Genomic DNA, 24023 nt, shown 5'->3' on the forward strand with positions numbered 1-24023 from the left:
CCCCGCCGCCGCGCTCAGAGATTCCCGTTGATGACGTCCGCGACGCGCTGGCGGTCGAACAGCTGCTCGTCCTCGGGAATCTCGGGGTAGGGGCCCTTCGTGTACGTCGGCCACTCGCCGAACGCGTCCGGGTAGAGCTGTTTGGCGGTCATCTCGATCTGGAAGAGGTTCAGAATCGGGCCCTGGTAGCGGGCGCCCTGCGCGTAGATGCGGTCGTTCTCCACGGCGGGGAGCTTCTGCCCGACCTCGCTCTCCCGGAACCCCGACCGAATCGCCTCGATGTCCGTCGACGGGTGCATCCCGCCGAGCGCGAACATCACGTCGGGGTCCGCCTCCGCCAGCGCCTCCATGTCCACCGTCGTCGACGATTCGACGTCCGGGCCGAACGCGCTCTTCGGCTCCAGCGGCCGCGTGTGCGCGGTCAGGAACCCCGGGTCGTCGAGCCGGTAGGCGTAGATGCTCTTCAGGTCGCTCGCGCCGACCATCACCGCCGACGGGCGCTCGGACTCCGGCGGCAGGTTCGACTCGACGGTGTCCAGCAGGTCGCTACGCACCGCCGCCAGCGCCTCGTAGCGGTCCTCCGCTCGGAACACCTTCGCGACGCGCTCGAACATCTCCCAGAGGCCGTAGTACTCGTAGCTGTCCGCCCACTCCGAGGGCGGCCGGGCGTGCGTGTCGCTGAACTGGTTCCCGAACCACGGCCCGATGCTCTCCTCGACCTCCTCGACGTCGTCCATGTTCCACCCCGAGAGCGCGAACACGCTCGCCGGGTCCGCGAGGTGGACGTCGCTGTCCAGCTCGTAGAGCGTCTCCATGCTCGGGTTCCACGACGAGTACAGGCCCGTCCAGTCGAGCTCGACGCCGTCGAGGCGGGGCGTGAACTGGTTCCAGAGCGCGTCGTAGTAGTCCGGCGCGTGCATCGCGTTCACGTCGTCGCCGCGCCCGAGCGCGAACGCCATCCCCGCGAGGTGGGTGAGCCGCGTGAAGATGCTCTCGGGGACGCCCTCGAACTCGACGTCGCCCATCGGCGCCATGCTCACCGTGTACGACCCGCTGGTGGTCGTGTTCGCGGAGTCCTCGGTGGCGGTCCCTGCCGCGGTGTTCGTGGCGGTCGGGTCGCCGCCGTCGCCCCCGCCGAGACAGCCGGCGAGCAGCCCGCCGCCGAGGAGCGCGCCGCCGCCCTTGAGGTACGCTCGCCGTGTCGATGCGTCGCGTCCGGTCGTGTCGTCGTCCATTGTTAGAAGTCTCCGTTGATGATGTCCGCAACTGCCTGCCGGTCGAACAGCGCTTCCTCGTCGTCGGCGAACGTCTCCATGCCGCGCCACTCCCCGAACGTCTCCGGGTAGAACTGCTTGGCCGCGGCCTCCGTCTGGAAGAGGTTGACGACCGGGCCCTGGTAGGACGCGCCGCCGCGGTACAGCCGGTCGTTCTGGACCGCGCTGAGCCGGCCGCCGACCGGGTCGTCCCGGAGCGCGTCCATCAGGTCGTCGAACTCCGACTCCGTGACGTGCGAGAAGCCGTACTGGAAGACGATGGCGTCGGGGTCGACTTCGAGCAGCGCCTCGTAGTCCCAGTTCGCGTAGTTGCCCTGGATGTGCTCCGCGAAGGCGTCCCGCATCCCGAGGTCGCGGTACTGCTTGTGGTTGTTCCCGTCCTGGACGGGGTACGCGTAGAACGACCCGCCCTCGAAGTCCGAGTTCACGGACAGCAGGCCGACTCTCGGTCGCTCCTCGGGCGCGGGGAGCGACGACTCGACCTCCGCGAGCACGTCGTCGTGGATGGACTGGAACGCCTCGAAGCGCTCGCGTTCCCGGAACGCTTCGGCGACTTTCTCGAAGGCCTCGTACAGCGAGTAGTACGGGTAGTCGTGCCAGTCGTCGCCGCGGCGCCGGAGGTAGTTCCCGAGGAACGGCCCGACCGCGTCGCCGATCTCGTCGGCGTCCTCGCCGTTCCAGTCGTCCGAGAGGACGCCCAGCCAGTTGGGGTCGACCAGGTGGACGTCGCAGTCCAGCTCGTAGAACACCTCCTTGTCGAAGCCGCTCTCGCCCGCGACCGCGGCGACGTCGTCCATCGAGACGTCGACGCCGGGGAGGTAGTCGTAGAACGCCGTCGGGACGTCTTCGGGGTCCCAGAGGCCCCGCAGCCCCTCAATTTGCCCGAGCGCGATGCCCATGTCGCCGTACGTGCTCAGGAACGCCAGCCACGTCTCCGGCGGCTCCTCGAACTCGACGGTGCCGACCGGGTCCATCGTCACCGAGTAGGACTGGTCGTCGGCCCCCGTCTCGGTCGCGGTGTTCTCGGCGGTCGTCTGGTCGGTCGCCGTTCCGTCGCCGCCACTGAGACAGCCGGCGAGCAGCCCGCCGCCGAGGAGCGCGCTGCCGCCCCTGACGACGTCTCTGCGCGCCGGCATCTCGCGTCCGTGGTCGTCTCGTGCCATAATTTTTAGGCTAGCCTAAAAACGTATAACTGTTACTATCCGCGCCGGTCGACGCCCGACACGACTGTCGGCCGCCGACCCGACGCTCCTCACTCGCCGTCGACGCGGTCGAGGTACGCCCGGATGCGGTCCGTGTCCAGCGACTCCAGAATCGCGTCGTGAGCCCGCTGCTTCCGCCGGTCGATCTCGTCGTCGGTGACGTACGCGTCGAGGCGGTCGTCGACCTCCTGCTCCAGGAGTTCCTCCAGCTCTTCCTCCGAGAGCCCGTGGTCCTCGGGCAGGTGGTTCTGGAAGTACTCGCGCCAGCGCTCCCGGTCGCCCCACTCGTCCTCGCGCGCTCGCTCCCGGCGGAGCCAGTCGACGCGCTCGGCGATTCCGTCCCAGTACCCCTCCTCGCGCCGCGCGTCCCCGACGACGCGCCGGCCGACGAGCGCGCCGTGGCCCGCCGCCATAATCGCCTGCTCGCTCACCTCCTCGACGGGCGAGGCGACGTACAGCCCCTCGATCGGCGTGCGGCCGTCGCGGTCGGCGTACGTCCGGTCGAAGTGCTCGTGCTCCTCGCCGTCACCGTGGGAGTGAGTCACGAACATCTCGTCGCCGTCGTCCAGCGGCTTCAGGTACTCGCTCCCGTAGCGAGTCGCGCCGACGACCCGGGGCGCGCGCACGGTCCGGTCCTCCTGCGTCTCCACGACGAAGCCGTCTCCGTCCGCCGCCCGCGTCACCGACTCGACGAGGTCCGCGACGACCTCACAGCCCGCAGTCTCCGCGTGGTCGTGCGCGAGGTCGTAGAACGTCTCGATGTCGATGCCCTCCGGGAACCCGAGGTAGTTCTCCAGATGCGCGCACTGCCCCAGCGAGGAGCGGCCGCGGTCGAAGATGACGGTGTCGAGGTCCTCGCGGGCGGTGAACACGCCGGTCGAGCAGCCCGCGGGGCCGCCGCCGACGACGACCACGTCGAACTCGCGCGCGGACGCCGCGCCGGTGGATTCGTCGGCGCTCACGCGTCGAACTCCCCGTTGACGATGTCCGCGACGCGCTGGCGGTCGAACAGCTGTTCGCCGCCGAACGCCTCGGGGTACAGGCCCTGCGCCGCCCGCTCCAGTTGGAACAGGTGGATGATGGGGCCTTGGTAGGTGAGCCCGCCGTAGACGACGCGGTCGTTCTGGACGGCCGACAGCTGGCTGGCGGCGTCGTGGCTCTCCAGGTGCGAGCGGATGTTCTCCTCGAAGTACGACTCGGAGATTTCGCCCTGCAGCCTGATTGCGAGCGCGTCCGGGTCGATCTCCAGCAGCGTCTCGAAGTCGATGGTGCCGCCGCCGGCTTGGGCGTCCGTGACGCCGTGTTCGGCGAGCGCGTCGCCGACGCCGAGGTCGTTCCAGTGCTTGGACTGGGTGCCGCCCCCGATGAGGTACGGATAGAACGACTCCGGCGGGACTTCCGCGGGGTAGAGCACGGCGACGGACGGCGTCTCACTCGGGAGCCGTGCTTCGACGTCCGCGAGCACCTCGTCGTGGAGCTCTCGGAAGGCCTCGTAGCGGGCGCGCTCCTGGAAGACCGCCGCGAGCTTCTCGAAGGCCTCGTACAGCGAGTAGTACCGGTAGTCGTCGTGCCAGCCGTACGCCCGCGAGAAGATGGTGTTCCCGAAGAACGGCGCGACGCCCTCGCTGATCTCCTCGACGTCGCCCTCGCTCCACTGGAGGCGGTTGACCATGAAGTTCGGGTCCGTGACGTGGACGTCGGCGTCGAGCTCGTAGTAGATTTCCTTCCCGGTGCCGTTCTGCCAGAGCTCCGTGAGGTCGTCCTTGTCGACGGAGACGCCGGGGAGGTCGTCGTAGAGGTGGGTGCCGTACCGGGCCTTGACACCGATTGCGGCCATGTCGTCGCCGCGGCCGAGGGCGACGCCCATGTCGGCGTAGTCGGCAGTGTAGGGGACCCACGTCTCCGGCACCGACTCGAACTCGACGGTGCCGACGGGCTCCATCGTGACGCTGTAGGAGCCGTCCGTGGTCGTCTCGGTCGCGGTCTCCGTCGCGGTGTTCGCTTCGGTGGCGGTGCTGGTGGCCGGGTCGTCGTCGCTGCTGCCGGTACAGCCGGCGAGCAGCCCGCCGGTGAGCACTGCCCCGCCGTACTTCACCACGTCGCGCCGCGTGGGCGAATCCTGCTTCATAGAGTTTAGGCCCACCTAATCACGTATAGGCGTTTCGAATCTTAGGCGGGCCTAAAAGGCTACTGCGGTCCCCCGCACCGCGGACACAACGGCGGGCCGTGCTCGGGCAGCACGTGACCGCACTGTGAGCACGTTCCTTCCTCGTCCGGCGTCGTGATGTCCTCGACGATGGCCTCGGTCTCCGCTCGGACCCCTTCGAGAGTCCCGACTTCGTCACTCACGCTGGCGTCGCCGGGTTCGTCGGCCAACTCCTCGACCGCGAACCGCGCCCGGTCCGCGACGAACGACGTCTCCTCGTCCTGTAGCGCTACGAGTCGCTCCGTCGGGAGTGACGCGACCGGTTCGTCGCCCCCCGCGAGCAGCCCGACGGCCTCCGCCGCGCGACCACGAACGTAGTCGTTCTCGTCGTCGAGGCGGGCCACGAGGGCGTCCCGGCAGTCCCGTAGCGCCGCCGGGCGCTCACAGCCGACCGCGACGAGCGCCGTACAGAGGTGGTAGCGGACGAGTTCGCCGTCGTCGCCGAGGTGGGACGCGAGCGCCGCCGTGTGGTGGGCGAGTCGTCCCGGGCGGCCCAGCGCCACGCATTCGAGGGCTTTCGCGAGCTTCTCGACGACCTCCGGCTCGTCGAAGTCGAGTCCGACGCGCAGCTCCGCCAGCAGCGCCGGCGTGTCGACGGCGTCGGGCTCGTCGCGGGCCACGTAGCCCAGCGCCTCGGCGGCCCGAGCGCGGACGTAGTAGAACTCCTCGTCGTCGGCGAGCCGCTCGGCCAGCGGCTCCGCGACCGCGCCGACCGCGGCGGGCTCCGCGTCGGCGACGGCGACGAACAGTTTCGCGGTCGTCAGCCGGACCGCGCGCTCGGCGTCCGTGAGGAACGGCACCAGCGCCGCGAGCACCGGCGAGAGCGCGCCCGGCTGTTCGTCCGCGAGACTGCCCAGCGCCCGCAGCGCCTCCCGTCGCCGTTCGGCCGCCGCGGCTTCGTACGCTTCGAGGTCGGCCGCGGCGGCCTCGTGTGCGCCCGACTCGACGCGGTCGGTCAGTCGGCCTATCGCCGGCAGGTCGTTCGCCTCGTCCATCCGTGTTTCCTCCACGTGCCACTCGCCCGTACACTGTGAAAAAGCCTAGTCGTCTCCGGGCCACGACGGTCGCCCCACTGCGCCTATCCGAGTGGGCTGTCTCGCGCGCGGCGACCTACCGTTCTAGTCACGTTTCCGAGCCGGAACGTTTATGCTGTTTTAGGTGAGCCTAAAGAGCGATGGCAGAGAGTCACGCACCACGACTGCCCCCGCGGGACGGTCCTCTTCCGCGGCGCGCTCCCGGGCGCCGACCGCCCGCCAACGAGGGATAGCATGTTCGACGACTCCCTCCCGTCGTCGACGCGCCGCCAGCGCAGCGCCCTCTGGACGGGGCTGTACCTCCGCCTCTTCGACGAGGCCGAGGACGACCGACCGGACGCGCGGTCCCGCGAGCGCCGCGACGCCGGCCGAACGGAGGGCGAGTGACGTGGTCGGGCAGACGCTCACCGAAATCAGGGCGCGCATCGAACGGCTGGCGACCGACGACGGCCCCTACGAGGTGGTCTGCGGGCGGACGGCCGAGCGCATCGTCCCCGTCGACGGCCACCGCTTCCCCGACCGCGAGGCCGCCGCCACCGCGGCCGAAATCGCCGAACAGTACCGCGCGACGCTCCGCCGGTACGACCCGCGCGTGCCGTGTTACGACCCCATCGTCTGCGAGGCGCCCGCGCTCGAACGCTCCCCCGCGCCCTCGACGAGCAAGGACTGGGCGTTCCCGGCCACCGCGCGCTCGGACGCTGCCTCGGGCCGCATCGAGTTCTGCCACCGCGTCGCCGGCGCGCTCTTCGAGGCGCTCTCGTCCCGCGGCCACGACGACGTCGAGCGAACCGTCATGGACGCGTACTTCGACGCCGCCGAGACGACGCCCTCGCGGGACCGCCTCTGCTCGCGACTCCTCGAACAGACGGCCGCCGAACTCGACGCGCGCCTGCCGGCCGCCGAACAAGCGGCCGTCCTCGCTGACGCTACCACCCACCTCCCCGACGAACCGACGTCCGACCCCTCGCTGGCGGCGGCGTTCGACCGCCTCGCCGCCAACGACCTCGTCGGAGAGTACGCCCTCTCCCCGTGGCGCGTCGACTTCGACGCCGACGAACACCGGTGTCGCGTCTCTGTGACGGACTACGCGCTCGCGCCCGTCGAGACGCACCTCCCGACGCTCCCGATTACCGTCACCGTGCTGCGACACCACGGCGGGCGTTCGCTCACCGTCCCCGAGGTCGCTCGCGTCGGCGACGACACGTTCGAACTGACGCTCACCGCCGACGCCGAACCCGCCGGCCTCACCACCGCCCCAATCACGAACCATGCCGAGTGACACCCACCTCGACGCCGCCCGCGAGCTCGCCCGCGCCGAACAGGAGTCCGTCCGCGGGAAACTCGACGCCTACGACCAGTTCGTCTCCCGAGTGCAGGACCTCCCGCTGGAGTCCAGCCACCCCGGCCAGCGGGCGCCCGCGCTCTCCGCGGGCGGCGCCCAGTCTTCCGGGTCGGCGGCCAGCACGAAGACGGGCTGTGCGAGCGTCCGCGCGGCGTTCCGGGACACAATCCGGCCGTACAGCGTCGAAGACATCGACGACGACGAGCCGCTGCTGGAGACGATTCGCTCCGAACTCTCGGACTCGATTGCGGTCGCGCTCGCGCCGACGACCGACGCCGGCTTCACGAGCGGGCTCCGCGATGCCATCGTCGCCGCCGTGGAGTCACGGCGCGTCGAAGCCTACGCGATGCAGGCCGGACTCGACGCCGAAATCGACGAACTGGCGGCCGCCTCCGAGACCCTCGACCCGATTCTGACGTGGCTGCTCGACGCCGACGAGACGCCGCTCACGGCCCTCGACTTCGACGAACTGCGCGTCCGCCACGCGAAACTCGGCGCCCACCGCGAGCGCTGCGCGCAACTGCTGGCCGACCGACAGGCGTTCCTCGACCGGGCGACGAAGCACGCGGGGCAGGCGGGGATGCGCCATCGGACGCTCGTCCGGTACCTCTACGCCGACCTCCCCGTCGTTTTCCCCGTCCTCTCGGCGGGCGTGCGCGTGGAGACGCTGTGCGCCGACGCCCAGCGCGCCGTCCGCGACCACCTCACCCGGCGCGTCTGACCGGTGTCGCCCCGCTCCTCCGAGTGGTTTACTGCGTCAGGCGGTTCTGGTTAAGCCAGGTGCTAGTCTGTCGAGACGATTCTGATAGCGAGCTCGACGATTCCAGAGACGAGCATTCCGATAGTCACCAACCAGAACCACCGTAACTCCGTCGTCACGCCGATTGTTACTACGACCGAAATTGCAGTGACGAGTGTGACCCAGTGGTCATCACCACCGACGAATCGAGTCTTCATGAATTCGCGTCAAACGGCATTGGCTGTCTCGTACTCGATAACTGCTACCTCTCGGTCGTCGATGGATACTGTGTAGACCTGGTCTGACGAAGAGAACCCCACCGCTCCGTGAACGTCGCCTGATTCGGCAGTCCACCCCCGTTCAGCTGCTGACTCACGGACGTCGACGGTTCGTACTGCTGGCTCGAACTCGAGTTCTACGTCGTAATCTGTCTCTCGTTCGAGCGTAAACGATGCATATATCGGATTGTCCGGGCTCACAGAGTATGTCTCGTCGAGCACCGTCTCGTCTGCACTCGTCACCTCGATTGGGACCGAATAGTCGCTTTGCGTCGTCTCGATTTCGATTATCCCCTGGCTCGGGGACCCCCACGAGAGACAACCCGCGCCGAAGAGGAGACCTCCGGCAGCCATCATCGATTGCCTGCGGGAACAGTCGAACGACACAAATCGACTTCCACCCCCGACTCATATATGTTTTCTCGCCAACTTCTGGGGGTGTGGGAAAATCCTCCAAACTACGGAGCCTGGTCGCACACCTACCGACTGCTGTCTCACGTAACTGGCATTCGATTAATCGGATTTCTACACGGCCACGTTCCGTACTGTGGGCTTAGGCGTTCGAACGGCGAATCTCTGTGAAGCAGCCACCCGAGGAGTAGTTGAGGGTGGTTGTCTCAATGCATATGGTTCCCTCCTACGAGTGCCCGTGCAGACACGAATCATGTGAGTACGTCTTTGTTCCGGGACTGGATCCCTCACAAGATGTCGCTGATTCGGAGTGACTATTACTACTGATCGACGTTCAAAATATAATGGAGGAAGCGATTGCCCACCGGCTCCGTTGGATTTACGTTCCGCTGTTTGCCGTGATCCTCGCAGCGTAGGTCATTCGCGTTACGGCGTTCGTTGAGCACCCCCGGCTAGAGAGTCTGCTATCGGCCAGATTCCCGGCGTGCTCGTGATTGGTGTTGCCGTCCTCTATACCGTGATTCCCGTAATAGCCGTCGTTAGTTTTTGAGTGTCATTCTCGGTGACCACGAACGAATGCACGTCGCAAGACACTCAGAAGAACGTACGTTTCGTACTTCTGGGTTCGGCAATGCTCGCAGGGCTGCATATCCGTGACAATGTCCTTGATTTCGTCGTCGTACTCGTCCGTGAGCGTGGTGAGGGCATCCGTAATCTGGGGCTGGATAGCGTCGATCATCTCCTCAACGGCGGAGTCGGCCGAATCTGGTAGTGAGTACGAGAGGACGATCGTGTTCGCCCCGTAGTATTTCGTCGTCCCACCGCGCCCCTCCTCGAACCGGACGACATCGACGAGGCCCGCGTCCCGGAGCTCGTTGATGTGGTGGCGCACGGTGTTTTCTGTTCGGTCGATTCCGCGGTCGGCGAGGCGCTCGTGTACGTCGCTCGCCGTCAGCGTCTCGTCAGCAAGAATATCGAGAATCATCGCTCGCATCGGTTCATCGATCGCATCGGAGACCCGCGTATCTCGAACGGCGATATCCTCGAGTTCGTGCTCGGCATCAGATGTGCTCATATGTGAACCGACAGCGTGTACAGGCTAAGTAGTGGCGACCATCGCACGGACTCCAACTGATGCTCATCTCGGAAGTCTGGCAAAGCTCTAGATGACTCGTTTGTCCGTTCAAACACTCCGTATTCATATTCAAACATATCATCTAAAAAATACTTTAGAGGGTATGGGCACTACGTAGAACTGTGATGAGCGAAACAACGCAACTCCGCGTGATGGACTTCGATTGTCCGAGCTGTGCAAGCACCGTCGAACGCGCCCTCGCGAATCAGGACGGCGTCGAAAATGTTGAAGTTCACTACGCGACTGGCCGGGTCGAGATTGAGTACGACGACAACGTCGCCGATCCCGCCACGTTCGAACAGACGATCGAGAACCAGGGCTACACGCCCCAGCCCGCCTGAGGAGAAAAGCCATGGATACCCAATCAGTCAAACAGTACTATCGCAAACACCAGCAGGCTATCATCGTCGCGGTGAGCGGCCTGCTGTACGCCGCCGGCTGGACGCTCGGCTACGTTTCGGCCTTCGACACGGCGAGCGCTTCGATCTTGATCCTCGCGGCGATCGTCGGCGGCTACGACATCGCTAAAACCGCCTACCACGAGGTCACAAGCCGAACGCTCGGCATCAAGACGCTCGTGACCCTAGCCGCCGTCGGCGCAATCGTTATCGGCTCCTACTGGGAGGCCGCCGCAGTGGTCTTCCTGTTCGCACTGGGATCGTACCTCGAAGGGCGGACGATGCGCAAGACGCGCAACGCCCTCGAAGAACTGCTGGAGATGACGCCCGACACGGCCACCGTGCGCCGTGACGGCAAGCAAAAAGAGGTGTCTGCCCGCGAAGTCGAAGAGGGCGAGATCGTCATCGTCAAACCCGGCGAGAATATTCCCGTGGACGGCGACGTCGTTGAAGGTGAGAGCGCCGTCAACCAAGCACCGGTGACCGGTGAGAGCGCGCCCGTCCACAAGGCCGACGGCGACGAAGTCTACGCCGGGACGATCAACCAGGAAGGTTCGCTGGAAGTACGGACGACCGGCTCCGGGACGGATACGACGCTCCAGCGGATCATCCAGCGCGTCGAAGAGGCCCAGGAGGCGCAGTCACCGACCGAGAGCCTCATCGACCGGTTCGCCAAATACTACACACCAAGCGTGATCGCACTGTCCATCGGCGCCTACGTAGTCACGCAGAACGCAATCCTGTCGCTGACGCTGCTGGTCATCGGCTGTCCCGGCGCGCTGGTGATCGGGCCGCCAGTCAGTATCGTCTCCGCGATCGGGAATGCAGCTCGGAGCGGCGTTTTGATGAAAGGCGGCGAGCACCTCGAACGGGCCGGCAAGATCGATCTCGTCGCCTTCGACAAGACCGGCACGCTTACGAAAGGCGAGACCGCCGTCGCCGACGTTACCGGATTCGACGCCAAAGCCGGCGACGTGCTGGAGCTTGCGGCCATCGCCGAGAAGAAGAGCGAACACCACCTCGGCGACGCCATCCTCGAGGCGGCACAGGACCGTCCGGCCGCCGTCACCGATGGCGGGGCGGCAACTGGCCAGGCAGACACCAACCCAGCACTCACAGAAGCACGCTCAGTCCCCAACCCGGACGATTTCGACGTGGTTGCCGGCAAGGGCGTCATCGCCCACCACGACGGCCGCGAGATCGTCGTTGGTAATCGAAAACTGCTCGACGAACGGGAGATCAAGATCCCCGAGGAAGTCGGCGACTACGTCCGTGAGCGGGAGGAGCGCGGCGAGACTGTCGTCCACATAGTACGTGACGGCGTCGTCATCGGCGCCATCGCCATGCGGGACGAACTACGGGAGGTGGCGCCCGGCGTCGTCCAGGAGCTGCAGGACGCCGGTATCGAGACCGTGATGCTGACCGGCGATAACGAGCGCGTCGCGGCTGCGGTGGCTGAGGAGGTCGGCATCGACGACTACCGCGCGGAACTGCTCCCTGAAGATAAACAGACGGTCATCGAAGAGTACCGCAAGGACGGCCACGTCGTGGCGATGGTTGGTGACGGCATCAACGACGCGCCCTCGCTGGCGACCGCCGACGTGGGCATCGCTATGGGTGCTGCCGGGACGGACACGGCCATCGAGACGGCCGATATGGCACTGATGGCCGACGACCTGGAGCGCATCCCCTACGCGGTGACGCTGAGCAAAGCGACCCGCTGGAACATCTACGAGAACGTCGGTCTCGCAGTGCTAACCGTGAGCCTGCTGCTGGCAGGCGTCTTGACGAGCTACGTCACGCTCGCGCTCGGGATGCTCGTCCACGAGGCCAGCGTCCTCGCAGTCATCCTCAACGGAATGCGCCTGCTGCGCTACTAACAGCACAGAGCCACACCCACACACGAAAATCCACGACCAATGTCAGAAACCACGAACCCGACCGACACGAACCGTCCCGAGGAGCACTGGGCAGTCGAATACGATGTCGAACCGATCCGGATCCGTGACCCCGTTGCAGAGGCGCTTGCGGTCCTCGATCCCGGCGAGCCGTTCGTCGTCACCTACGAGGACGTAGTGAAGGCGGCAGGGCATTCCTGTCCGACCGCATCCGGTGCCTATCGAATCGCACAGGTGGGTCTCGATGCGCTGTACCCCGACGGCCATCCGGTCCGAAGCGAGATCGAAGTGCTCACGGCAGGGCCGCGCGACGATGCCACTTACGGCGTGATGAGTCGGCTCATCTCGTACGTGACCGGCGCAGCGCAGGAAGACGGCTTCGGCGGCCTCGGTGGTGGCCACGGTGACCGCCAGAACCTGTTGACCTTCGACGCCTTCGAGTCCGACAGCGCGGCACCGACGTTCCGGTTTCGTCGGACGGATACGGACGATGCCGTCGCCGTAACGTACCACGTCGGAGATGTCCCTGACGGGGGACCGGCAATCGGGAATCTTCAGGGGATCCTCGATGGATCAGCCAGTGACCAGCAACGGGAGGCCTTCGCTGACGCATGGCATCGCCGCGTCCAAGTCGTCCTGGCTGACGACTCGCTGTTCACTGTAGAACCCGTCTAGCCACGGCGTCAACCACGGTACGACAGTCGGCCACGATTCCGCCGTCGGGCTATCACACTTCCATATGCTCCTCGACGAACCAGTGGATGATGTGGCCCTCCGCTCGGTGCAACACGTCGCTACACGTCGCGTTCGCGATGTCGAGTGCCGCAGCCACCTCGCCTAATGTCGATTCCCGTGGTGTCCGGTAGTAGCCTGCTTCGACAGCAGCCAGAAGCACCTCTTGCTGTCGGTCCGTGAGCAACTGGTCTGCTGGGCTCGCGTCGATTTCGCGAACAGATTCGATCGTGAAGCCGATGCCTAAATCCTCGAGGTGATCGCCGAGACTCGAGAGCCGCCTCGTCGATGTCGTCACCTCCCACGTAGCGACACCGTTCTGAATATCGAAGGGCATTCTGAGTGGAACACCGGCTCGCAGGACCGGGAGAAGTGGAAGTGGGTTCACCGTCTTTATCTGGAGGAGCGCCTCGTCTTCGTGCTTCCAGAGTAGCTCGAGGTCCTCGATGTCGTCACGGGATTGAATGTCGGTAATGATTGGAAGTGGGTCAGCGGTCTTGAGCCTGACAAGCCCGATGCCGGTCCCTTCGCCAGGAATACTCGTGACGACTTGAAACACCACCTCCGGATGAGCAGCCGAGAGATCTCCGATCCAGGTATGGTCGGGGATATCTATGGAAAGTTTCGCGTGTGGCATCGTCTGTAGCGTACCTACTATTTCGCTCATTATACCGGGATATACGAATATATTAGGGTGCGCCTCAATTTCTCGCGCTGATCACTAACCAGCCGAGGCGTGTACGGACATGTAATGTCGGAACTCCGCGAACGCGTGGCTAGCAGCCCGGGAGCGAAATTTCCCGATGTCCAGATTTCTGTCGCCAGATCGCTGGCCTGCGTCACGCTCAACGGGGCGGTTACGGTGGATCGTACCTCGTCCACGCCGTCGAAACTGGGGGTGTGTGTTCAGTAATGGTCGACGTGGGCGAGTGGATCACGGACAATGCTCGGCTCGTTATTGCGGTCATGGTCGTCGCGTCCGCGGTGGTCGCCGCCGGAGTGCCGATGGTCGACCGATCGACGTCCCTCGACCAGTTCCAGACCGACGCCGACGAAGCCGATGCGCTCGATTACGTCGACGCGAACTTCTCGAGCGGGTCGACGGATACGACCTCAGCACAGGTCATCGTCCGGGACAACAACGTCCTCGATAAGGACACCCTCGTTTCTATTCTCGAATACGAACGGGCGCTCGAGACCAACGAAACAGTCAACGAGACCCTCGTCGAGAACGACTCCACGCGAAGCGTCGCGAACCTCGTCGCGACCACCTCGATCCGGGAAGACCGGGCCGCCGAGCTACAGACCCGCGAACGTGAACTAGCGAGGACGGAGACGAGCCTGGCGGAGGCGCTCGATTCACTCGAGAGCAACCCCAACGCTAGCGTTCGCCCCGCGTTCGAGACCGTCGACGCCAACACGTCGATAACCCTCACCGAGGCGGACTACCGGCTGTTCGCGGACGCTGTCGAGGAGCGACGCGCGCAAGACGAGACAGGTGAGAGTACGGGGAACGTCACGAAACAGATTCTCGCGGACGAGTACGCAATGCTCGCCGAGGACAGAAACGAGCTGGAGAGCCTTGACCCAACTCTCGAGACGCAGATCGAGGAACTCCGGTCGCTAAACGACTCCGAAGTCGAGGCTCTCGTCGCGGACGTACTTTCCAGTGAATCGGACCGGTCGGCACGCGCGCTTGCCTTCATGCCCGACTACTACGAGCCGGGATCGACGGAGACGAACGCGACGCTGCTCGTCGTGACCCACGAGTCCGCAGGCGGATCGTTCGCACCCGGTGACGCACCCGAGGAGATCGAGGACGCACAGGCCACGATGACGGACCTGGCGCCGGACGACGACTCGATGGTCGTCCTGGTCTACGGTGACGGTGTCGTCTCGACGGAGATCACGGACTCGATGATCGACAGCGTCCTCCTGGTCGGCCCACTGGCGATCGCGTTCGTCTTGCTCGTTCTCGTGGTCGTCTACCGGGATCTGCTGGACATCCTGCTCGGTCTCCTGGGGATCGCGCTCGTGCTCGTGTGGACGTTCGGTGCGATGGGGTGGTTCGACATCGCGTTCAGCCAGCCGTTCATCGTCGTCCTCGTCCTACTGATCGGGCTCTCCATCGACTACGGCCTCCACGTCGTGATGCGTTATCGGGAGGATCGAGAGTCGAGCGAGACGTCGCCCAGTCGCGCGATGGCTGTCGCACTCGGGAGCGTCGGCGTCGCACTCGTCTACGTCACCACGACGACCGTCATCGGCTTTCTCTCGAACCTTACGAGCCCGCTCGGGGTGTTCCGCGAACTCGGCGTCGTCAGCGCTATCGGCATCGTGGCCACGCTGCTCGTCTTCGGCCTGCTCGTTCCGGCGCTGAAAGTCGAACTCGACGAGCTCCTCGAACGCCGTGGGATCGACCGCCTGAAACCAGCTGTCGGAACGGGTGGCGGGCCGGTCAGTCGCGTCCTAGGTACGGGGGCGACGCTCGCGACGAAGGCCCCCTACGTCGTCATCGCCGTCGCGCTCCTCGTCAGCGCGACGGGTGCGTACGGGGCGACAGGTATCGACGCGAGCTTCGAGCAGTCGGATTTCCTCGCGGAAGATCCCGACGACTGGGTGAAAGACCTCCCCGATCCGATCGCGCCCGGGACGTACACGGCAGAGAGGGCGATCGACACGCTCGACCGTGACTTCGTCAGACAGGACACCACAGCCACGATACTCGTCAGGGGCGACGTGACTGATCCCGCGACACTCGACCGGCTCGACGCCGCACGCACGAACGCGAGCGACATGTCGGCGACGGAGACGTACGCCGACGGAGAGCCCGCGGTGACCGACCCGATCACGGTGATGGACCGCGTCGCGGCGGACAACGCGTCGTTCAACCGGACGCTAGCGGCAGCCGACACCGACGGCGACGGCGTCCCTGACGAGAACGTGACTGCCGTCTACGACGAACTGTATCGGGTGGCACCCGAGGAAGCAGCCGACGTCGTCCACAGGGAGGACGGCGAGTATCGGGCTGTCCGGATGGTCGTGACCGTCGACAGTGGCGTCGACGACGACGTCGTCCACGACCAGATGGGGTGGCTTGCCGACGACGCCGACGGGGAGGGCGTTTCCGTCATCGCGACCGGCGACGTGATCGTTAACCAGATCACGGCCGACCAGCTCGCGGAGACGGCGCTCCTGAGTCTCGTCGTCGCGCTGCTCTCGGTCGTCGTCGTCCTCGCGGTCGCTTACCGGCTCACCGAGGGGAGCGCATCACTCGGCGTCGTCACGATCGTCCCCGTCGCTTTCACCCTGACGTGGGTACTCGGGACGATGGCGCTGCTGGACATCCCGTTCAACATCGTCACCGGCATGATCACCGGGCTCACGATCGGGCTCGGCGTCGACTACAGCCTCCACATTAGCGAGCGATTCAACCAGGAGCTAGCCGGGGCTGAGACGGTTGCCGCGGCGCTCCACGAGACCGTCACCGGGACCGGCGGTGCGTTACTCTCGAGTGCGGCGACGACCGCCAGCGGGTTCGCTGTGCTGCTCGTCGCGATCCTCCCGTTCCTGCAGTCGTTCGGCCTTATCACCGCGCTGACGATCGTGTTCGCGTTCCTCGCCAGCGTGTTCGTCCTCCCGAGCTTGCTCGTCGTCTGGGCACGGGTGGTGAATCGAGATTCCGGACTGCGGGAACCCACCACCGGTACGGCGACAGAATCACCCGATAGCACAGCTGAAGGCAAGGCTGACGTGACGCGAACGGTTCACCGCTCCTACCTCTCCCCCGACCAGGTGGTTCCAGTGACTGTCTCGCTCCGGAACGTTCGCGATCGGATGATACTCAGGGAATCAGTCGATGGCGAGATCGGCAATATCGACCACTCCCCCGAACCAGTTGCCGTAGATCGGGATGACGGAACCATCACAGTGTACTGGAACACCGCTGATTCGGTGGTCGACGCGAGCCTCGAGTACACGGTCGAACTCCCCGCGGAAGCAGCGGATGGCGATGTAGTCACGTTTGAGGGGACCGTCGAAAGCAGTGACTGCCGATGGTCGGTCGGTGGAGACGAGACGGCCACTGTCGTTGAGGATATCTTCCAACGCGTGCTTGAGCGTGGTGCAGTCACTGCCGCGGACATCGAGGTCGCTATCGAGCGTGACGATATCACTCCCAAAGAAGTCGCACGTCTTCGCCGTGCTTGGCTCAAAGGGGACTGAGTCCGGTAGTATCACTCGACGTCAACTGTTTCCAGTCGCTCGCGGATTACGCTCTTGGCCGGCAGGGATTTTTCGTGTTGTTCTTCCGGACAACGATTAGAGCGGACCTGATCTCAAGTCCTCTCGAACCACCCGAGGCCCCGACCGGGATGGAGTGGAAGCAACTCGAATTTGAGTAGCGGGCAACGTGTCGAAGATTTCAGCCGCGTACCGGTAGAACGCATTTACCTCACTCTATATCTTTCACGGCGTTCTTGTATCGAGTAATCCAGCAAACCGAACGGTACGTAAGTTCTCTGTACTGACCAGTCAGATGAGTTCTTGAGCGAGTCCTGTCCAGTGTTTCGTAGTGTCTCAGACTCGTGATTCTCGGCGAGCAGTCTTTCGGAGAATTGCCCGGCAATCATACACTCAGTGGCCTGTATACGATTCGACGCCGCTGTACGAGCGAAGCTCGCTCGACGGGCTGGAATCAGATATCAGAATCGTCTCGCAGACCTGGTTCAGACACGACCGCCATGAGTCGATCGAGAACTTCGTTTGTGCACTTCCGCTGGCGTATTTCGAATTCGGTACGCACGACCGCTACGCGGGGTCGACTCACTACGAGATGGACACGCTCTTTCGCGTATTCTTGCTGAAAGAGCTCCACGGATGGACCCACGAAACCGCACTGATCGAGTATCTCGAGTGCCATCCAGCACTCTGCGACCAACTGGATCTGGAGACAGTGCCGGACCAATCGACGCTGTGGCGTAGTTGGCACAAACGGTTTCCTGACGAGTTTCGCAGTACAGTCGAGACAGCCGCGCGCACTATCCTTGTCAAAGCTCAGAACGCGGATGTCGCTGTTCCACGCGAACCAGAGCGGCGTCTTCCTTCTCACGATGCGGAAGAGGACGAATTAGAGCTAGAGGATCAAGCTGTCCTCAACGAAGCGGAAACGATCACGGAGCACGTCAGCCGTATCGTCTTCCCGGCACTTTCGCTGGATCGTGGGGACGGCTGTGAAATCCACGAGAACGCCTACTGGGACTTACAGACGTACCTGGGGCTTCGCGAGAGATTGGCTGCTAATGAAGGGGCTCGCAGTTTCGTCTACGAATCGACTCGGGATCGGACGCCGCTGGGGCACGCTCATCGGGAGCAGATTCGGGACCTCTCGATTGAACAGGTTCGAGCGATGTACCGGCAGGCCATCACTCGGCTCCTGAACGAAGTTGCCGAGACAGAGCAGTTCTTTCGAGCCGGAATCGTCGCGATCGACATTACCGAAGCTGACCCGTTCACAGGTAACCGCACGGGCCACGAGGACGAGATCATCGGGACGAAGGAGAAGACCGATGAATACGCCTACCAGTGGGCGACGGTGCAGTTGGTCGGGAATGCCGTCCCGATCGTGCTGGACGCGCGCCCCGTCCGAAAGGGGGAGACACGACTGGAAATCGTCGAGGACTTGCTCGATTCGGCTGAAGAGTTGGTCCACGTCGATAACGTGCTGATGGACAGGGAGTTCGATAGCCAGCACGTCTTGGAGATGATCAGCCAGCGCGGGCTCTCCTACGTCGTTCCCAAGCGGATGCAGACCAGCGAGAAAGCCCAGGCCAAGCGATTGCTTCGACGTGATCAAGACCGCTACGAGACCGGCCGGAAACTCCACCTCGGCAAGAACGAATGGCACGAGACGACGCTGATCTACCGTCGGAAAGAAGACTCCGAGCATGACGACCACCGGCAGTACTCGGTGTTCATGACGAATTGCGGGAGCGGTCACCTCACAGAGTACGGGTATCGGTGGGAGATCGAGAGCGGCTACCGGTCGATAAAGCGGTTCATGGCGGCGACGACGTCGAAGGATTTCGGGCTTCGCTTCTTCTACTTCGCATTTGCCTGCCTGTTGTACTCGATCTGGCGAGCTGTCGATTTGCTCGTGCAGGTTGAGTTGACTGGTGAGTACGAGCACTCGCCGATGGTGACGGCAGATAACACACTGACGCTGCTGAAGAAGGAGACCGGAATCGGATAGAGAGATACTCTGACCGGGGCAATACGGATTCCTGAGTGGCAACGCTGTCGGGGATCTTGGAAATTCACTGGTCTAGTTGGTAGTACGACACCAGAAGACTATCGAGAGTAGATCCGAAGCAGCTTCTCCTCGAAAATTCGCCCGAAACCACGCATCACAGCCCCGTTAAATCCACTGTAGTCTCAACTCCACACGGCCTGAGATTTTGTATAGCGGTATACGATATATAATTTCCCATAGTGCGGTTTTTCGGTGCTAAGGGGCTCCAGATACCCGATTTCTCTCGATGGGGCGAATACAGCGAGTGGTCCTGATTATGCCAATAATCACGACCAAATTGAAGCACCCCGACGCTGTGGGGTAAGCACGAATGCCGCACACGCCTCACGACGGCGCTCTCCCAGGGGTGGAGGCACCGAGACCGGGATCGAGTTTGCTCTGGCTCTCCTCAGCTGAGGTCGAAGCGATGCCGAAAGAAAGATTCGATATAGAACGAATGACCTTAACCTATATTAAGATAGGGTCCGAACGTTGCTGTATGACCGAAGACGGATCGAACTCCGAGGGCCTGATGGAACGCCAGACCACGGGTGAAGACCGCGTACGGATGACCGTCCGGCAGCTTTCGGAGCCTCAGACGGCCAACTGGATCGCCTCAGAAGCGGGCTGGTCACACGAGCCGACAAAACGCGTCCTCGAACGGCTCGTCGACGATGGCATCCTCCACCGTGACGACAGCGGGACTCACACCACGTACTACCCCGATTACCGTCGTCAGGCGATGCAGGAGGCGATGCGCCTCCGGGACAGCGAACACACTGTCGAGGAACTCACGGATCGTCTCGCCGATATGAAGACCCAAATCCGCGACTGGGAAGACGAATTCGGCGTCGAGTCACCGAACCAGCTTCGCGGGACGCTCGCTGACGACGCCTTGGACGCTGATGAGGAAGATCGGCGCCGTGAGACCGCCCGCGAGTGGGAGCATCTTCAGCGGCGTATCCAGATCGTCGGATTCACCATCCGCGAATGGGACTTCCTCGCCCCAACAGAGCCCGCTGAGGCCAGCAGCTAATGGATGTGTTCTCCCCCAACACGTTGCTGTTGAAGTCATAGTAAGTATTTACGGTACCCGCAGCCCACATATAAGTTTTATATAGTGGTGGTCCGTGTTACGGTATATGAACCGTGAGACGGAACGCTCCGGATCCTCTGGTGCATCTATTTCGCTTTCGATACCCCCATCAGACCCGGATTTATTCAAACACAAAGCAACGAGTGACGTGCTTCTATTTTTAACCAACCATCGGTTTAGTGACTTCTCACTGCGAGAACTCGCAACGCAGATTGGTCATTCACACCAGACCGTCCGACGGGCAGTAAATGTCCTCAGTGCGAATGACCTGATTACCGAATCACTTCAAAGTAACCAGCGACTCGTACAGATTAACAGACAACGCCTCTCTATCCCGGACGACCCGATCCTCCGCATCCCCCAATCGGAGTATCACCAGCCGGTCAAAAATGCGGTCACGAGGCTCCAGGAAACCATTAGTGACGTCGTCGGCATCATCCTGTATGGGAGTGTTGCCCGGGGAGATGCGGATCGACGGAGCGATATCGACCTCTGGGTGCTGACTCGGTCAGGGCGGGCGGAAAGCCAACGCAAAGCGAACACGGTCGCACGCGACCTCGAAGAAATAGAATTCGATGGTGACCGGTACGCCTACGATATCGACGTTGAGACAGTCCAAGCGATTCCAGCCTACACCGATGATATTCGAGAAATCATCGTTTCAGGAATTCCGGTCTACAAGACGAGTGACTTCGAAACCGTCGAAAACCTGCTCTTGGAGGAAGGTGTTGGCGATGAGTAGCGGCTCGGACCCGGATTCTGTGCTCGCAGCACTTGACCGTGCCCAAGACGCCTTCGAGATGGTTGGACGTGGCCGAACCGAGTTCGAAGATGGAATCAGCGCCGATGCGGACTGGGAGACACAGCTGACAAAAGCGTGCAGACTGCTCGAAGTCGTCGACACACTCCAAGCACAAGACGGATACTATACAGCTGTCATCGAGGTCTGTTTCGGGGCTATCGAACGGTCGATTGAGGCGTATGCTCTCTCGATGACCAGCGATACGCTCCAAGAGTTCCAGAATCACCAGTTCGGTTACGACCGTGCGCATCAGATCGGACTGTTTGAACGGGATACTGCAGAGGAGATGAAGGCTCTTTACAGCGAAAATCGGACGGAGAGCTATTACGGTGGTAGTCGTCCAACGGCGGAGCAAGCAGATGCGATGACTGAATTAGCAACCGCGGTCCACCAGTTCTCGGTTAGTCAAATCCGTGAGGGTGGGGTCTGTCTCTGTGATTAACTACCGACAGCGATCCGCGTGAGAACTATAATGGCTCAAAACCCAGCTACAGACCGAACGCAGTTGACTCCCCTCACCAATACGTTTGAGCGTTATCTCCAGGACAAGGGAAAAGGTCGCGGCGGCGACGGCGGGAACTACCGGCGCAACGCCGCCCGTGAGCTCCAGCGGTTCGCCGAGTGGGCCGCCGGCGACCGCGGTGGCGACGACTGGACCGGAATCGTTCCCGATGACGCCGACCGCGAACCGGCGTTTTCGGACCTCGACGAGCGCGTGTTCCGGGAGTACGCCCGCCACTTGAGCGGTGACCGCGCGCTCAAACAGAACACGGTACAAACCTATTATCGCTATATCTCTTCGTGGTGCGGCTGGTGCGTCAACGAGGGCTACCTCGAAGCGCACTACGCGCAGCGCGCGAGCGCGATGGCCCCGCTCCCCGAGGACGACGGCCGTAAGCCCGGCGACCAGCAGGCGTGGACGTCCGAACAGCGCCACGCCATCACCCGGTACGTCGACGAACAGGCGCGTGAAGCCATCGAGGCGTACACGACGCTTCCCGAAGACACTGACCCGCTGGACCGACAGCGGGCGCGCTACGAGGCGCTGAAGGCGGCTCGTGACCGGGCGCTGGTGTTCGTCCTCGCGTACACGGCCGTCCGCGTGGGGGAACTGCTCCGGGACCCGAACGATCCGCGCCGGCGCGGCGTCCGCTGGGAGGACCTCTCGCTCGACGACGGGAGCATGGACGTCTACCGGAAGAAACAGCAGTGGGACGCCGCGAGCCTCCCCGACCCGGTGATTTCGCCGCTGCGGAGCTACCGGAAACTGCTGGACCCGCCGGCGGAGCGCTGGCCGGTGTTCCCGACGTTCGACCAGCGGACGCTCTCGACGCTCGTTCGGGAGGAACTGGCTGACCGCGGGGAACGCCCGGACGCCATCGCCCAGCGGCGGGACGAGTACGCGCGCGACTTCCTGTTGGCGCTCGACGCGGACGTCCGCCCGGAGTCGATTACGACGGACGGCGCGCGGTCGATTCTCAAGCGGCTCTCCGCCGCTGCCGACGTCGACGTCGGCGACGCGAAACACGACTACCTCGCCCCGCACGGCGGGCGACGCGGCATGGGCGAAGTCCTCGTTCGCGCGTTCGGGTACACGGTCGCGGCCCGGTATCTCGACAACTCCGAGGAGATGGTCCGCGAGCACTACTCCCACATCGAGGCCGGCGAACTCGGCGACGTCGCCACCGACGCCCTCGACGAAATCGACGCCTGAACGGCGACCGAAACTCGGCTGCTCGCTCCTTCAACCCTGCTCGGGAGCGGTCCGAGTGAACGACAGCTCTCGGTGCTTCACGGCGTCGCCGGTTTCCGCGTCGAAGAGGTGAATCGCTTCCTCGGGGAACCCGACGGTCACGCGGTCGCCGCGGCTCACGGTCGGACGTGGAGGCGGCGCTGGCGAGCGCCGACGACGCGTTCGAGTCGTGGCGCGAGCGGCCGCTGCGCGAGCGCGAGGAACTGCTCGCGGCGGCCGGCAACGTACTCCGCGAGAACGAACGCGAGTACGCGCGGCTGATGACCGAGGAGATGGGGAAGCCGATTTCGCAGGCGGTCGCGGAGGTCGAGAAGTGCGCGTGGGTCTGCGACCACTACGCCGAACACGCCAGCGCGTACCTCCAGCCGGAGGGCCACCCGAGCCCGCCGGGCGCGGACGTGCAGACGGTGTACGAGCCGCTCGGCCCGGTGCTGGCGGTGATGCCGTGGAACTTCCCGTTCTGGCAGGTGTTCCGGTTCGCGGCGCCGTACCTCACCGCGGGCAACGTCGGCCTGCTCAAGCACGCCTCGAACGTGCCCGGCTGCACGCAGGCCATCGCGGACGTGTTCGAGGAGGCGGGGTACCCCGACGGCGTGTTCCAGACGCTCCTCGTCGGTTCGGACGCAGTCGACGACGTGCTCGCCGACGACCGCGTGCGGACGGCGACGCTCACCGGTAGCGGGCCGGCGGGCCGCGCGGTCGCGTCGACGGCCGGCCAGGAACTGAAGAAGACGGTGCTGGAACTCGGCGGCAGCGACCCGTTCGTCGTCCTCGACGACGCCGACCTCGACGAGGCGGCCGAGACCGGGGCGTGGGCGCGCAACCTCAACGGCGGCCAGTCCTGCATCGCCGCGAAGCGCTTCGTCGTCCACGCGGACGCCTACGACGAGTTCGTCGAGCGGTTCGTCGACGAGGTGGATTCGCTGACCGTCGGCGATCCCACCGACGAGGAAACCGAGGTCGGCCCGCAGGCGAGCGCGGACCTGCTGGCGGACCTCCACGAGCAAGTGCGGGCGTCCGTCGAGGCGGGCGCGACCGTCCTCACCGGCGGCGAGCCGATGGACCGCGAGGGCGCGTTCTACCCGCCGACGGTGCTCGCGGACGTGCCCGAGGGGTGTCCCGCCGACAGCGAGGAGCTGTTCGGCCCCGTCGCCGCCGTCTTCGAGGTCGACGACGAAGCCGAGGCAGTCGAGAAGGCCAACGACACCGCGTTCGGGCTGGGGGCGAGCGTCTGGACCGCGGACCGCGAGCGCGGCCGCCGCGTCGCCCGCGACATCGACGCCGGCTGCACGTACGTCAACCAACTGGTGAAGTCCGACCCGCGCGTGCCGTTCGGCGGCGTCGGCGTCTCCGGGTACGGCCGCGAGCTCTCCGAGCCCGGCATCAAGGAGTTCGTCAACCGCAAGACCCTCTGGGTCGAATAATAGGGCGTCT

General features: G+C 64.2%; 22 protein-coding genes. 13 read left to right on the forward strand and 9 right to left on the reverse strand.

The features are described from left to right. Positions 1–14 precede the first annotated feature (14 nt). The 5 genes from ABSL23_RS00510 to ABSL23_RS00530 form a co-directional block, all read right to left on the reverse strand. Positions 15–1235, reverse strand: coding sequence for an ABC transporter substrate-binding protein (locus ABSL23_RS00510; protein WP_353633240.1), 1221 nt, complete (start codon positions 1233–1235; stop codon positions 15–17). 2 nt (positions 1236–1237) lie between these two features. Then, the gene (locus ABSL23_RS00515) at positions 1238–2437 is read right to left on the reverse strand and encodes an ABC transporter substrate-binding protein (RefSeq protein WP_353633241.1); all 1200 of its coding nucleotides are present in this window, start codon (positions 2435–2437) and stop codon (positions 1238–1240) included. A gap of 89 nt (positions 2438–2526) precedes the next feature. Then, positions 2527–3438, reverse strand: coding sequence for an FAD-dependent oxidoreductase (locus ABSL23_RS00520; protein WP_353633242.1), 912 nt, complete (start codon positions 3436–3438; stop codon positions 2527–2529). Beyond that, the gene (locus ABSL23_RS00525; RefSeq protein ID WP_353633243.1) at positions 3435–4604 is read right to left on the reverse strand and encodes an ABC transporter substrate-binding protein; all 1170 of its coding nucleotides are present in this window, start codon (positions 4602–4604) and stop codon (positions 3435–3437) included. The genes ABSL23_RS00520 and ABSL23_RS00525 overlap by 4 nt, the downstream gene beginning before the upstream one ends. Positions 4605–4663: 59 nt before the next feature. Beyond that, complete coding sequence (locus ABSL23_RS00530) at positions 4664–5692, reverse strand: hypothetical protein (RefSeq protein ID WP_353633244.1); 1029 nt, start codon at positions 5690–5692, stop codon at positions 4664–4666. A gap of 258 nt (positions 5693–5950) precedes the next feature. On the opposite strand from ABSL23_RS00530, the gene ABSL23_RS00535 reads away from it, so the two are divergent. From ABSL23_RS00535 to ABSL23_RS00545, 3 genes are read left to right on the forward strand one after another with little or no spacing between them, the layout of a single operon-like run. Continuing rightward, on the forward strand, positions 5951–6103 hold the full coding sequence (locus ABSL23_RS00535) for a hypothetical protein (protein ID WP_353633245.1): 153 nt from the start codon (positions 5951–5953) through the stop codon (positions 6101–6103). Position 6104: 1 nt separating this feature from the next. Beyond that, on the forward strand, positions 6105–6995 hold the full coding sequence (locus ABSL23_RS00540; protein WP_353633246.1) for a hypothetical protein: 891 nt from the start codon (positions 6105–6107) through the stop codon (positions 6993–6995). After that, entirely contained in the window at positions 6985–7779 is a 795-nt protein-coding gene (locus tag ABSL23_RS00545; RefSeq protein ID WP_353633247.1) for a hypothetical protein, read from the forward strand. Before ABSL23_RS00540 ends, ABSL23_RS00545 begins: the two co-directional genes overlap by 11 nt. A gap of 245 nt (positions 7780–8024) precedes the next feature. Here ABSL23_RS00545 and ABSL23_RS00550 read toward each other — a convergent pair whose 3' ends face one another. Continuing rightward, complete coding sequence (locus ABSL23_RS00550; RefSeq protein ID WP_353633248.1) at positions 8025–8462, reverse strand: hypothetical protein; 438 nt, start codon at positions 8460–8462, stop codon at positions 8025–8027. A gap of 577 nt (positions 8463–9039) precedes the next feature. Continuing rightward, a complete protein-coding gene (locus tag ABSL23_RS00555; RefSeq protein ID WP_353633249.1) occupies positions 9040–9561 on the reverse strand; it encodes a helix-turn-helix domain-containing protein in 522 nt (173 codons plus the stop codon). A gap of 185 nt (positions 9562–9746) precedes the next feature. Between ABSL23_RS00555 and ABSL23_RS00560 the strand changes: the two genes are divergently transcribed. From ABSL23_RS00560 to ABSL23_RS00570, 3 genes are read left to right on the forward strand one after another with little or no spacing between them, the layout of a single operon-like run. Further along, entirely contained in the window at positions 9747–9962 is a 216-nt protein-coding gene (locus tag ABSL23_RS00560) for a heavy metal-associated domain-containing protein (protein ID WP_353633250.1), read from the forward strand. 11 nt (positions 9963–9973) lie between these two features. Continuing rightward, a complete protein-coding gene (locus tag ABSL23_RS00565; protein ID WP_353633251.1) occupies positions 9974–11899 on the forward strand; it encodes a cation-translocating P-type ATPase in 1926 nt (641 codons plus the stop codon). Positions 11900–11938: 39 nt separating this feature from the next. Continuing rightward, the gene (locus ABSL23_RS00570) at positions 11939–12592 is read left to right on the forward strand and encodes a hypothetical protein (protein WP_353633252.1); all 654 of its coding nucleotides are present in this window, start codon (positions 11939–11941) and stop codon (positions 12590–12592) included. Positions 12593–12644: 52 nt separating this feature from the next. Here the strand turns inward: ABSL23_RS00570 and ABSL23_RS00575 are convergent, their stop codons facing one another. Further along, positions 12645–13316 carry a helix-turn-helix domain-containing protein gene (locus tag ABSL23_RS00575; protein WP_353633253.1) on the reverse strand — a complete coding sequence of 224 codons (672 nt, stop codon included), beginning with the start codon at positions 13314–13316 and terminating at the stop codon, positions 12645–12647. A gap of 245 nt (positions 13317–13561) precedes the next feature. On the opposite strand from ABSL23_RS00575, the gene ABSL23_RS00580 reads away from it, so the two are divergent. The 6 genes from ABSL23_RS00580 to ABSL23_RS00605 all read left to right on the forward strand — a co-directional run bounded on the left by ABSL23_RS00580 (position 13562) and on the right by ABSL23_RS00605 (position 22550). Then, positions 13562–16873: an MMPL family transporter gene (locus tag ABSL23_RS00580; RefSeq protein WP_353633254.1), complete on the forward strand. Its 3312-nt coding sequence runs from the start codon at positions 13562–13564 to the stop codon at positions 16871–16873. 349 nt (positions 16874–17222) lie between these two features. Next, positions 17223–18899, forward strand: a complete 1677-nt coding sequence (locus tag ABSL23_RS00585) for a transposase (protein ID WP_353633255.1) — start codon at positions 17223–17225, stop codon at positions 18897–18899. 496 nt (positions 18900–19395) lie between these two features. Then, positions 19396–19974 carry a hypothetical protein gene (locus tag ABSL23_RS00590; protein WP_353633374.1) on the forward strand — a complete coding sequence of 193 codons (579 nt, stop codon included), beginning with the start codon at positions 19396–19398 and terminating at the stop codon, positions 19972–19974. A 106-nt stretch (positions 19975–20080) separates the two neighbouring features. Continuing rightward, positions 20081–20776 carry a nucleotidyltransferase domain-containing protein gene (locus tag ABSL23_RS00595; RefSeq protein WP_353633256.1) on the forward strand — a complete coding sequence of 232 codons (696 nt, stop codon included), beginning with the start codon at positions 20081–20083 and terminating at the stop codon, positions 20774–20776. After that, positions 20769–21278 carry a DNA-binding protein gene (locus ABSL23_RS00600; protein WP_353633257.1) on the forward strand — a complete coding sequence of 170 codons (510 nt, stop codon included), beginning with the start codon at positions 20769–20771 and terminating at the stop codon, positions 21276–21278. Before ABSL23_RS00595 ends, ABSL23_RS00600 begins: the two co-directional genes overlap by 8 nt. A 30-nt stretch (positions 21279–21308) precedes the next feature. After that, the gene (locus tag ABSL23_RS00605) at positions 21309–22550 is read left to right on the forward strand and encodes a phage integrase SAM-like domain-containing protein (RefSeq protein WP_353633258.1); all 1242 of its coding nucleotides are present in this window, start codon (positions 21309–21311) and stop codon (positions 22548–22550) included. A 30-nt stretch (positions 22551–22580) separates the two neighbouring features. Here ABSL23_RS00605 and ABSL23_RS00610 read toward each other — a convergent pair whose 3' ends face one another. Further along, complete coding sequence (locus tag ABSL23_RS00610) at positions 22581–22709, reverse strand: hypothetical protein (RefSeq protein WP_353633259.1); 129 nt, start codon at positions 22707–22709, stop codon at positions 22581–22583. 8 nt (positions 22710–22717) lie between these two features. Here ABSL23_RS00610 and ABSL23_RS00615 point away from each other — a divergent pair, with 8 nt between their 5' ends. Beyond that, positions 22718–24013: an NAD-dependent succinate-semialdehyde dehydrogenase gene (locus ABSL23_RS00615; RefSeq protein ID WP_353633260.1), complete on the forward strand. Its 1296-nt coding sequence runs from the start codon at positions 22718–22720 to the stop codon at positions 24011–24013. Positions 24014–24023 lie beyond the last annotated feature (10 nt).

Origin of the sequence: Halobacterium sp. NMX12-1 (assembly GCF_040435975.1) — an archaeon.
Classification (GTDB): domain Archaea; phylum Halobacteriota; class Halobacteria; order Halobacteriales; family Halobacteriaceae; genus Halobacterium; species Halobacterium hubeiense.

Excerpts from the sequence above, each read along its gene's own strand:
- ABSL23_RS00510 (WP_353633240.1), bottom strand. The coding sequence starts at position 1,235 with ATGGACGACGACACGACCGGACGCGACGCATCGACACGGCGAGCGTAC.
- ABSL23_RS00515 (WP_353633241.1), bottom strand. The coding sequence starts at position 2,437 with ATGGCACGAGACGACCACGGACGCGAGATGCCGGCGCGCAGAGACGTC.
- ABSL23_RS00555 (WP_353633249.1), bottom strand. The coding sequence starts at position 9,561 with ATGAGCACATCTGATGCCGAGCACGAACTCGAGGATATCGCCGTTCGA.
- ABSL23_RS00535 (WP_353633245.1), top strand. The coding sequence starts at position 5,951 with ATGTTCGACGACTCCCTCCCGTCGTCGACGCGCCGCCAGCGCAGCGCC.
- ABSL23_RS00590 (WP_353633374.1), top strand. The coding sequence starts at position 19,396 with ATGACCTTAACCTATATTAAGATAGGGTCCGAACGTTGCTGTATGACC.
- ABSL23_RS00575 (WP_353633253.1), bottom strand. The coding sequence starts at position 13,316 with ATGAGCGAAATAGTAGGTACGCTACAGACGATGCCACACGCGAAACTT.
- ABSL23_RS00545 (WP_353633247.1), top strand. The coding sequence starts at position 6,985 with ATGCCGAGTGACACCCACCTCGACGCCGCCCGCGAGCTCGCCCGCGCC.
- ABSL23_RS00580 (WP_353633254.1), top strand. The coding sequence starts at position 13,562 with ATGGTCGACGTGGGCGAGTGGATCACGGACAATGCTCGGCTCGTTATT.
- ABSL23_RS00560 (WP_353633250.1), top strand. The coding sequence starts at position 9,747 with ATGAGCGAAACAACGCAACTCCGCGTGATGGACTTCGATTGTCCGAGC.
- ABSL23_RS00565 (WP_353633251.1), top strand. The coding sequence starts at position 9,974 with ATGGATACCCAATCAGTCAAACAGTACTATCGCAAACACCAGCAGGCT.
- ABSL23_RS00525 (WP_353633243.1), bottom strand. The coding sequence starts at position 4,604 with ATGAAGCAGGATTCGCCCACGCGGCGCGACGTGGTGAAGTACGGCGGG.
- ABSL23_RS00600 (WP_353633257.1), top strand. The coding sequence starts at position 20,769 with ATGAGTAGCGGCTCGGACCCGGATTCTGTGCTCGCAGCACTTGACCGT.
- ABSL23_RS00570 (WP_353633252.1), top strand. The coding sequence starts at position 11,939 with ATGTCAGAAACCACGAACCCGACCGACACGAACCGTCCCGAGGAGCAC.
- ABSL23_RS00595 (WP_353633256.1), top strand. The coding sequence starts at position 20,081 with ATGAACCGTGAGACGGAACGCTCCGGATCCTCTGGTGCATCTATTTCG.
- ABSL23_RS00605 (WP_353633258.1), top strand. The coding sequence starts at position 21,309 with ATGGCTCAAAACCCAGCTACAGACCGAACGCAGTTGACTCCCCTCACC.